This window comes from Prochlorococcus marinus str. MIT 9313 (assembly GCF_000011485.1).
Classification (GTDB): Bacteria; Cyanobacteriota; Cyanobacteriia; order PCC-6307; family Cyanobiaceae; genus Prochlorococcus; species Prochlorococcus marinus_D.
Genome location: NC_005071.1, coordinates 1,018,303 through 1,027,432, shown reverse-complemented (window position 1 = coordinate 1,027,432; position 9,130 = coordinate 1,018,303). Strand labels below are relative to the sequence as shown.

Genomic DNA, 9,130 nt, shown 5'->3' with positions numbered 1-9,130 from the left:
TCGAGTTGCTGACTCAATAAGACAAAAAAAGTGTCCGGGATTGACAAAAAAAAATGGGAAAGTCCTCGATGGTTGCAGAAATCGCCACGGAAACGATGTCCAGAAGCGCTTGGCTCAAGCCCCCAACTCGCTGCTCGGCAGCCTCGACCTGGCGGTCCTTTTACCAACCGTCAAAACAGACGTTGCCCTCACCGTCCGTGATTACTTCAAAGGAGTCTTCGTCTATTCCCGAGGACACCTCAACGTCTCCGAAGTAATCCCGTTCATATAGCCCCCACCCCAGTGGGAATCGATCCACTATTGAACCCACTTCAAAAACGGTGACAGACTTAGCGTCGCCGGATAGGCCAGGACCTGAGATGCGCTTCCTAATGATCGCAGCTGCAACGCTGATACTGACCCTGGCGCCTGGCATCAGAGCCTGGTCTTCTTCTAAAGAAGATCCCTGGATGAAGGGAACTCTTGCCTGGAGCACCCCAATAATAAAACCCGACACGAGGTGGGACGTTGATAGTTTTTTTGGGGGATTGATCGCGCACAACACTTCGCGCACTGCTTTTCCCATCGAGGGTTTTGTATAGCTTTCTGCCGTAGCCTCAGGCTCCCCGACTAAGCCTCAATCAAAGAAACCTCCAGTAGTCATCGTGTTGACTTGATCGGAAAAGAAATTACCACCAACTATTGCTTCCAACACCCCATTTGCATAGATACCAATGGCTGTCTGAGAAGGATCAGTTGGTATACCGTCAACACCAACGCACCTGGGATAGGTCTTCTACTGATCATGCCTGCCTAATACCAAGTTCCAATAACAAATGAGGTCATTCAGATGATTTATAGCTGTTTTGAATATCCTCTCTTTAGTGCTGAGCAATCATGCGTCTTGAAGAACACAGTAAACAGACAGTGGGCAGATGAAGGCGAAGAACTTTTCCAAAGTGTTGCTAGGAGTAACATCATTATTCCTCACTACGTCAAGAGCCCGTAGCAATGAGGACAGGATGATCCTCCAAAGCTTCCCCAGATGGATTCGATGCGAAGAAGGATCCGCCAATTGGATGCAAACTGCTCCTTCCTACGCCTCGCAAAGGAATCACAATCACATGATCAATCAACAATAACAACGAGTACTTGCACCGATTAACGTCTTACTGCAGAAAAGTAGGGAGAAAGAGAAAGATACAGCTGCAAACGCAACAGAATCTGGTTTATTCCATTGAATGTCTTGAAGGACAAGGGAAGTTACACCCACTGGCTAGACGTTCCTTTGAACTTCAAGCTACAGATGACCAGACAGAAACACCAACTGATTCAGATGTCGCTACCGCCCTTTGGGAAGGTGATGAATCTGAATCAGGGCACTATGATTCTGATGCTAGCTGGCACTGGCGGAATAACTAAGGTCGTACTTCCCAAAAGAACAGTGATTGCGATCGTAATCGCTAAAACTATTTGACTTAATCCCCCTCTAGGGGGGGTGGGATTTCTTTGTTGTCTCTAGATATCATCATGAACGCAAGATTGGCTTCATTAAGCACCATATTGGCTTTATCTCTCGCTGAAGCCACTCCAAACGCTATCGCAAATCCTTCCAACCTCTACCCCGCTTGCTGCTACAGCAACGGGAAAACAACCATCTGATTGGTCTTTGTATCGCCTGATCATTGTTAGAGCTTGGACACACGCGACAACGTATTGGCAGCTCCAATGACTGAGACTGAGCAAATACTATTCTGCCTAAAAACACTATAAAGGACCCTTCTATACCAGGTGCTTTTTATTTCTTTAACCACTTCCCTATTCGCTTAAAATGCCATCCGATACCTGGCCTGTTGACTTGCAGAGAGTTACCTTGAAGTCTTGTCTAGTAGGCAGTAACAAGTAATAGTTTTTCATACTTATAACAAATCTATTGACAAATTTATCTGCCATAAAACTACTTATATTCCTAACTTAATCACTAAAGTCTAGCCATTCGATTACTGTCGCTGACTCTATTGCTCCTGCGAAATTCACTGCAGCTTGATGCCAGTAATCAGGGATTTGGTTAAGCCGAATGCCCCACCATTGATTTCCGATGATACAGCTGCGGAAGAACCCCTATTCAATTTGCCGGTAAAGCAAAAGAACCCAAAACCCCTTTCAAGACATAATCTATAGCAATATCTGCAGTGGCTCCAAGCAATAAAAAAACCCCGCTAGTTGCGGGGCTGAATCCTCGTGATTCGCGTGGTCAGATGCAAGGGCCCCAAGGACCGCAGCCTGGATGTGTATCTTGTTCATGGTGGTCTACACCAGACTCTGAATCTGGCCCGTAGGGGCAATCACTAGCCGGTGGCCCGTCATCACATTTGCGATCATGCTTGCGTTGATCACGTTTTGCTTTGCGGGCCTCTTTACGAGCCTCTCGATCAGCTTTTCCACCTCCAGAAATGGTTTGAAGCTGCTCCAGTGTTAGTTCAATGTTGGTCATGGTTTTGTTTGAGTAGGGGAGGTCATCCCTCCGACTTACACAAAATCTCAGGATTCAGCAGGCCATGAGATGAACCAGGTCAACGCCTGCTGTGAAGTTAATCACTAAAGCTCAAGAACCAGTTGTCACCGGTGATAACACCTGACCCAAGCACGTTTCCAGAATGGTCTGGAACCTAAATGCCGTTTAAGCATGCGAGGACCCAATTGCAATTGGGAGCAGCGTTGCCGTGGGTGGACCGTGGTATTTAATACTCCGTTGCACGGGGCATTGTTTGGTCGTAAGTATTCAACCCACTATGGGCCAGAAACGCCAGAACCTACAGGGACTAACGCTATCCGTAGCAAGACACCTACGAGAGTTAGACCACTACTAAAAGAGCTGAATCAAACACTTTCCCATGGGCCTTTGGTTAATTTAGCGCCATCTGAACCAGGCCATGGAGGCATGGTCACTACATGCGCTACGGCTTCCAAGTGTCCATTGTTACGAAATTGCATCGCTCCACCGCAAGGTGCATGTAATGCGGTTCCAGCATTAAAAGGCACTTGTCTTTCAATGCCTTCATGCTTTATCCAAAATACCCCTTCCCCTTGAATGAAATACCATATTTCTTCTGTACATAATTGAATGGCAGCATGTGAAATAAAGCCAGGGGGAAAACGGCACAAGTAGGTATTGCCATGCTCAGTTTGAAGCATAAACTCCATTACACTGCCATCATCAGCCCTGCCTAACACCCGCTCCTCAGGCTGGCATACTTGTTTAAGAGTCTCTGACGACGGCATTTTTGTTTTATCTGCGTGATCAGAATGCTTTTCATTCATTTGTTGTTCATCATTTAATCTCATGAAGTGATTATAGCGTATATATTGAGAATATAATTGCAAACACATAAAGTAAGAGCAAGGTGGACTTCCTTCGATGGAAACAGCCACCAGGCAAGGAAAAGACTCTTGGTCTCGATAGTGCTTGAGCCAATACCGTCTTCGAAGGCTGCTTTTAGTGCTGGGAATTCCTCGGCAATTTTCGGCTAATTAAGCCCAGGCTTCTCAGTTTGGCGTAGCAATTGTGACGCCAAGCCAGGGACTTCAGTCAAAAAAAGGGTGACGTTTGGCAAAGATTTTTCTGGCCCCGCCCAACACTTATCTGACCAGAGACTTTCTAGCCTCACAATCGTTACGCCGGAAACAGGTTTCTAGGTCGTTCTCAATTGAATCAAGAAGAGCGCCTTGAGCGATCCAAGCGCCTTATTGCATCAATGGATGCGATGACGTTTCAAGAGAGTGCTGACCGTTTCGCTCCTCCTGTCAGAGGAGAAAATGCGCCGACCTATAACGGGCTAAGGCCAACTGAGGACGGATACCTTGAAGTCATGTGCAAAGCCAAAGGCATCAAATACACCGAGCAGGGCTAAGAGTTTTCTCTTCCCCAGCGGCTAATACTCAGCAAGGGATGGTAACTGTGGATGTTGATTTACCACCATAGATAAAGGTGATGGATTTGTATTGGATGCCGCTTTGGGAGAAGTAAGTCATCCAGGTGCCGTTAGGGAAAGGCATCAACTAATTGGTTGGCAAGACCAGGTTAAGATCCAGGAACAGTCTTGGTAGCCGTATGGGCTTTATTGCCGAGTTACGAGAAGAGATGCTGGTACTGGAGAAGTATTGGGAGAGAGTGATCGAGTTAAGGGGTGAGGGTGTATTGGATGCGGAAAAGTTTGGAGAGTGGGGAGCTGCATGTATGAGTGCGATGGTGGTGATGGGACTTGATGGGATGCAGTTTGTGATCAAGTCGAGATGGGAGGCGTGAGCTACCCCCCATTGAGAAGTTGAGTCAGGTTCCGGCCCACTTCCTCGCTGTATTGGCTGAGCAGTGATAGCGATCAGCGATTTGTTGCCAGGAGTACCCCATATGTCGATAGCGCTGGATTCTGTTGTGGCGTGATTCTGTGGCCAAGAGAAGGATGAGGAGAGGGAGCAAGACGAGAACTGCTGCCCATGCCAAAAGACAAGTGAAAGTTATTGGTTTTAAAAGCTTGTGGGTGTTTGCCGGAGGGAGCTCAAAGCCATCGCTGCCGACATCCCTCCGCTACAGGAAATTCACGTAGACGTGATTGGTGCGCTTGCTTCTAATTTGAGGGGAGTGGTCCACACTGGTCGTCCATTGAGAGAGCCATCTCTCTTTATCGAGCTTCGTTATAGGCCATAGCCATTGTCTTCAGGAGGTATTTCAGGAGGAACTGTGCCTGTGCCTTCTAACGCTTCCCCGATCAGAGCAATCTCTTGAGGAGTACTCGGAAGGTGGTAAACATCAGAAAGCAGCTGACGGGCATGACCCCGCAAGCTGTTGTCGCTTGTCTCTTGGGTAAATCGAACAGTATCTTTTATCAGTTGGAGCGTTTCATCATCAACCTCATCGGCTGCCTGCCAACGTTCGAACAGTTCGTCGAAGTAGGTCTGATTCATCGTCATCACCCTCAATAATTTCAAAAGGGGATCCCTGGTGGCGCGTCACCTTAAGGTGCCGACTCAATCTGTTACACCTACGTAATAATCAAAACTTGCAGATCTAGGCCAGAAGGATGGACTAATAGGGCCTGAGTTATGGACCATCTACCGCAAGAGTAACGGTGGCAAAAAAGGGGAGAGCACTGAGCCTCGTCGACGCAATGCCCTGTTAGTAAAAGAATCAGTTAGCACTCCTATCGATTTCAACCTGCAGGGCCGTCTACAGATTGGCGAACAACTGCCGCCATTAGGACAACAAGGCAACGCTGGTGATGCACATGGCACTTATCTCAAGCGCAAGGCGATATGGCAGCAACTACGACAAGACGCGGATCAGGCTAGTGAGGTATTAAAGCCCTATACGTTCCACCATCGTTATGCCAAAGCATCACATGATGCAGGTCTACCGATAGCGAACATCGCCCAAGCAATGGGGCACACCATTGAGGTGCACCTGAGTAGCTATGCCCGCTTTACCCCAGAAGCAACAGCAGACCTTTATGCGCAGGTGAATGCGGGCACTGCACAAGTGAACAGAAATTGGATTCACCATTTCGGGGATGCATTTTCAACCCTCACTAAACGTTGCTTGAGTGCTATCGATGCATGGGCGACAGCTAGCAACAGATCGCAGAGCGCTATCAATGTTCAGCACGTACAGCTAGGTGCTGGGTAAGCATGGTCTAATTGGTCGAAATTTTTCATTGGTAATGGCAATCGAAACCACCGTGTTTGACTTCAAAATCAGTAAAACCTTTGACGAGTGGAGAGCTGTTTACGACAGTGAAGACAACAAAGCAATGTTGAAAGCAGGCGGAATCACATCTCTGTACAGAGGCTTACACAAAGAAGACTCATCAAGAGCGATTGTGATATTCCAAGCAGAGGAGGGAGTTGCGATGGGCATGTGGAATGACCCTGAGGCAAAAGTAATGATTGAATCAAGTGGTCATATCTATGACGAAACAGCAATTACTCAATGGATCGATCATTAGGCAACGGCTTAACCAAAACCGCTAGGAGGTGGGCTAGCGCCTGATTGATTTTAAATTGTTTGCGGGGCCCGAGAAAGTGGGGCCCCTAATCCACCTCATCTTGGAATCCCGCCCAGGTACCCTCAAGGCCAAGGAGGTTGTAGTGGCTTGCTTTAGATCTAGATCTAACAGCTTTGGAAGTCATTGCTACTAACCGGACAGTCCTATTCCTGCCGCTGCGTTAGGCAGGGCTTTTAAAGGAGAAACATCTCATTCTACATCCATTCCTGCAGTTGATCTTACCTAGTGGCTAAAATCAAAAACATGCCAGAGGTTTACACCCAAAACAAATAGCAGATGAGATGAGACATAGCTTGGAAGGACATATTTGTATCTATGCCAGGTTTATGACTCGCGATCTGGATGATGCTTTTGTTGCGGTGAATGGCTCGAATGCAAAGGAGCAGAAATTCAAAGAGAAGAAGGCTTAAGACTTGACAGCCCACTTCTGATCCCGAAAGGCCCCCATCTACCCTCAAGCCAGCAGCACATTCCTGATGTCACGGAAAAGAACTGCACTTGCTGCTTCCTTGTCATTGCTGCAGCTGGGTCAACCGCTGCTACTGGGATCTACAGCTGCTTTGCTAACTGGTTTGCTGCTGCTTTCAACCCAGGCAGCAGATGCTCAAAGTGCTGTTCTCTACAAAAAGAGCGGTAATGCAAAGGTTGGATCAGGAGATTATCAAGCAGCAATTGCTGATTACAACAAGGCAATTGTAATTAATCCAAAGGATGCCGATGCATACAATAACCGTGGTCTTGCCAAGAGTAAGTCAGGAGATAATCAAGGAGCAATTGCTGATTTCAACAAGGCAATAGAGATTAATCCGCAGTATGTCCGTGCCTACAACAATCGTGGTCTTGCCAAGAGTAAGTCAGGAGATAATCAAGGGGCAATTGTCGATTATAATATGGCAATAGCAATTAATCCGGTGTATTTATATGGATTTCTCAATCGTGGTCTTGCCAAGAAAAATCTCAATAAATATCAAGAAGCAATTGTCGATTACAACAAGGCAATCGTAATTAACCCTCAACTTGCCGTTGCCTACCACAAGCGTGGTCTTGCCAAGGTTGATTTAAAGGATTATCAAGGGGCAATTGCTGATTTCAACAAGGCAATAACACTTAATCCAAAGGATGCCGCTGCCTACAACAACCGAGGTGCTGTTAAGGGTAAATCAGGAGATAATCAAGCAGCAATTGCTGATTTCAACAAGGCAATTGAGATTGATCTGCAATATGCCGATGCCTACATTAATCGTGGTCTTGCCAAGTATAATTTAGGAGATAATCAAGGAGCAATTACTGATTACAGCGAGGCAATAAAGATTGATCCGCAGGATGTCTTCGCCTATAACAATCGTGGTTATGTCACGTGGAAATTAAAAGATTATCAAAGTGCTTGTAATGACTTCAAGAAAGCAGCATCTCTTGGAAGTCAATCAACAGCACAATGGATAAACAGAGTAGATGGTGCCTGGTGCCGCAATATGCGATGAGGGGATAAGAAATATCTCCACCTGACCAAATTAATACCCCCACTTACCCTTAAAGCAGCAGCACCCAGCAGATTCCACGCAGAAGAACGGCACTTGCTATTTCCCTTTCGCTGCTGCCATTGGCTCAACCATTGCTCCTGATACTGGTTGAGCTGTCTCTTGCTGGTGTCCCATCAGCAGCCAGCCGGTCTGCTGCATGTGGGTCTTTAATCGACAGCAGCAGCAGCCTCCACAGCAGGCCACATTGCTGCGAACTCTGCATCTGACACCACAGCCTTGACCTCGAATTGGATGCCATAGGTCTTAATCCAAGGGCTGAGGTGGGCCCAAACCTTGCCGATATCGCTGGCTACTGCGATGGCAACCCCACTGCCACTCACGGGTTCGCAGACGCGATATTTCAGCTCAAAGCCCTCGAATTTGTCGCCAGACCCTCCTGCATTGATGTAGTCAGCAAATCCAGGGCACGAATCCCAGGCCCCCTCAACAGTGGGGAAAGTCCAGACAATCAGGTAATGCTGCACTGAGTTGAGGCAAAGCATCTTCTGGTTAGCAACGGACCACTTGTGTGTCTTGGGATAGTCCCGATGCCCTGAAAATCGGAGATTTCAGCGAGGAGGAGTGCTCTGATTGCCAGCGGGGCTGGCACTGCTAACCAGTCGTTCAGCAAGCGACTCTCCCCAATGGCATTTGAGAGCAGCTTTGCTGTTATGGCGATAACGCTGGCAGAAAAGCTCATAGCGCCTCGCACAAACATTCAGAGTGGCCGAGAGCTTTAAAAAGGCAGGGCTCCATTCACTGATGCCGTCTGCTTGCAACCTGCTGTAGTGGCCATAATTGGAATAGGGGTCATCAAAGCCTTTCCTTACCCCAGCCGCTTTGGGGTTGGCATGGATATATCTGAGCGTATTCAACATTCGCCGGTGATCTTTTGAGTGGATCGGTAAGGTAACAACTTCTTAGGAAGTAACTAAAGAGGGCTTGAAGTTTCTTTAATTGAAGCTAGCCTAAAATTAAATGGTTTCTTGCGTGAAGACTGTTCTTGAGGTTGGGGAAAAGCTTGTCAAGAAATCGCCGGCAAACCATCAAAGAGGTATTGAGACCGTTGGAGGGATTCTTTACCTGACCACAGCAAGATTGATTTTTGAGTCACATGCGCTCAACATTCAAACAGGCGTAACCATCGTCTCAATTCCTGAAATCAATAGGCTAAGAAAGGATTGGACAAAATTCTTAGGAGTTATCCCTATCTTTCCCAACACGCTAGCCGTGACTTCTAGTTCAGGTCATGAAGATAAATTCATTATGTTTAGAAGAACTCCTTGGATCAATGAAATCAATAAATTAAAAGAAGGACAGAACTAAGGCCCCTAACTATTTCCTCACTCCTAGCCCACATAACTTGTCGAATAGAGCTACATTGCTAACAACAGCACCGGGGTTGTTCTCCTTTAAAGCAACCCTTGCGCTCTCCATCAGTAGATGAATAGCTTGAGCAATAAGAACTGCTCTTTGGATATTTGCCTGATCGATGTCCTCACGGATCAAGGCATATCCCTGTTTAAAGTCCTTTGAGAGGTGCGGAGTGGAGATAGCCAAATACAGCGCCAC

General features: G+C 47.0%; 14 protein-coding genes. 6 read left to right on the top strand and 8 right to left on the bottom strand.

Annotation, left to right across the window (positions count from 1 at the left end; all coding sequences use genetic code 11):
- Positions 1-160: 160 nt before the first annotated feature.
- From AKG35_RS05010 to AKG35_RS04995, 3 genes are all read right to left on the bottom strand, one after another.
- Positions 161-496 (bottom strand): hypothetical protein, encoded by a 336-nt coding sequence (locus tag AKG35_RS05010; protein ID WP_157859827.1) that lies wholly within the window; start codon positions 494-496, stop codon positions 161-163.
- A gap of 1,737 nt (positions 497-2,233) precedes the next feature.
- Entirely contained in the window at positions 2,234-2,473 is a 240-nt protein-coding gene (locus AKG35_RS05000) for a CCRG-2 family protein (RefSeq protein ID WP_011130319.1), read from the bottom strand.
- Between the two features lie 386 nt (positions 2,474-2,859).
- Positions 2,860-3,411, bottom strand: a complete 552-nt coding sequence (locus tag AKG35_RS04995) for a cupin domain-containing protein (protein ID WP_011130318.1) — start codon at positions 3,409-3,411, stop codon at positions 2,860-2,862.
- A 275-nt stretch (positions 3,412-3,686) separates the two neighbouring features.
- Between AKG35_RS04995 and AKG35_RS04990 the strand changes: the two genes are divergently transcribed.
- Together AKG35_RS04990 and AKG35_RS04985 are read left to right on the top strand one after the other, a co-directional pair.
- Positions 3,687-3,890: a hypothetical protein gene (locus AKG35_RS04990; RefSeq protein WP_041384406.1), complete on the top strand. Its 204-nt coding sequence runs from the start codon at positions 3,687-3,689 to the stop codon at positions 3,888-3,890.
- Between the two features lie 200 nt (positions 3,891-4,090).
- Positions 4,091-4,285 (top strand): hypothetical protein, encoded by a 195-nt coding sequence (locus tag AKG35_RS04985; protein ID WP_041384404.1) that lies wholly within the window; start codon positions 4,091-4,093, stop codon positions 4,283-4,285.
- A 24-nt stretch (positions 4,286-4,309) separates the two neighbouring features.
- Here AKG35_RS04985 and AKG35_RS13185 read toward each other — a convergent pair whose 3' ends face one another.
- Positions 4,310-4,456, bottom strand: a complete 147-nt coding sequence (locus AKG35_RS13185; RefSeq protein ID WP_162009611.1) for a helix-turn-helix domain-containing protein — start codon at positions 4,454-4,456, stop codon at positions 4,310-4,312.
- 215 nt (positions 4,457-4,671) lie between these two features.
- On the bottom strand, positions 4,672-4,947 hold the full coding sequence (locus AKG35_RS04980; protein ID WP_236069672.1) for a hypothetical protein: 276 nt from the start codon (positions 4,945-4,947) through the stop codon (positions 4,672-4,674).
- A gap of 466 nt (positions 4,948-5,413) precedes the next feature.
- Between AKG35_RS04980 and AKG35_RS13480 the strand changes: the two genes are divergently transcribed.
- The 3 genes from AKG35_RS13480 (at position 5,414) to AKG35_RS04965 (ending at position 7,519) form a co-directional block, all read left to right on the top strand.
- Entirely contained in the window at positions 5,414-5,659 is a 246-nt protein-coding gene (locus AKG35_RS13480) for a hypothetical protein (protein WP_041384400.1), read from the top strand.
- A 34-nt stretch (positions 5,660-5,693) separates the two neighbouring features.
- Positions 5,694-5,978, top strand: a complete 285-nt coding sequence (locus AKG35_RS04970) for a DUF3764 family protein (protein WP_011130316.1) — start codon at positions 5,694-5,696, stop codon at positions 5,976-5,978.
- 536 nt (positions 5,979-6,514) lie between these two features.
- Positions 6,515-7,519, top strand: a complete 1,005-nt coding sequence (locus AKG35_RS04965; protein WP_011130315.1) for a tetratricopeptide repeat protein — start codon at positions 6,515-6,517, stop codon at positions 7,517-7,519.
- Between the two features lie 206 nt (positions 7,520-7,725).
- On the opposite strand, the gene AKG35_RS04960 is transcribed toward AKG35_RS04965, so the two are convergent.
- Both AKG35_RS04960 and AKG35_RS04955 read right to left on the bottom strand, forming a co-directional pair.
- Positions 7,726-8,043, bottom strand: a complete 318-nt coding sequence (locus tag AKG35_RS04960) for a DUF3303 domain-containing protein (protein WP_041385041.1) — start codon at positions 8,041-8,043, stop codon at positions 7,726-7,728.
- An 84-nt stretch (positions 8,044-8,127) separates the two neighbouring features.
- On the bottom strand, positions 8,128-8,436 hold the full coding sequence (locus AKG35_RS04955; RefSeq protein WP_011130313.1) for a hypothetical protein: 309 nt from the start codon (positions 8,434-8,436) through the stop codon (positions 8,128-8,130).
- 112 nt (positions 8,437-8,548) lie between these two features.
- Between AKG35_RS04955 and AKG35_RS04950 the strand changes: the two genes are divergently transcribed.
- Positions 8,549-8,884: a GRAM domain-containing protein gene (locus AKG35_RS04950; RefSeq protein ID WP_236069671.1), complete on the top strand. Its 336-nt coding sequence runs from the start codon at positions 8,549-8,551 to the stop codon at positions 8,882-8,884.
- Between the two features lie 9 nt (positions 8,885-8,893).
- Here AKG35_RS04950 and AKG35_RS04945 read toward each other — a convergent pair whose 3' ends face one another.
- The gene (locus AKG35_RS04945; protein WP_052646175.1) at positions 8,894-9,130 is read right to left on the bottom strand and encodes a hypothetical protein; all 237 of its coding nucleotides are present in this window, start codon (positions 9,128-9,130) and stop codon (positions 8,894-8,896) included.

Excerpts from the sequence above, each read along its gene's own strand:
- AKG35_RS05000 (WP_011130319.1), bottom strand. The coding sequence starts at position 2,473 with ATGACCAACATTGAACTAACACTGGAGCAGCTTCAAACCATTTCTGGA.
- AKG35_RS04970 (WP_011130316.1), top strand. The coding sequence starts at position 5,694 with ATGGCAATCGAAACCACCGTGTTTGACTTCAAAATCAGTAAAACCTTT.
- AKG35_RS04965 (WP_011130315.1), top strand. The coding sequence starts at position 6,515 with ATGTCACGGAAAAGAACTGCACTTGCTGCTTCCTTGTCATTGCTGCAG.
- AKG35_RS04980 (WP_236069672.1), bottom strand. The coding sequence starts at position 4,947 with ATGACGATGAATCAGACCTACTTCGACGAACTGTTCGAACGTTGGCAG.
- AKG35_RS04985 (WP_041384404.1), top strand. The coding sequence starts at position 4,091 with ATGGGCTTTATTGCCGAGTTACGAGAAGAGATGCTGGTACTGGAGAAG.
- AKG35_RS13480 (WP_041384400.1), top strand. The coding sequence starts at position 5,414 with ATGGGGCACACCATTGAGGTGCACCTGAGTAGCTATGCCCGCTTTACC.
- AKG35_RS04955 (WP_011130313.1), bottom strand. The coding sequence starts at position 8,436 with ATGTTGAATACGCTCAGATATATCCATGCCAACCCCAAAGCGGCTGGG.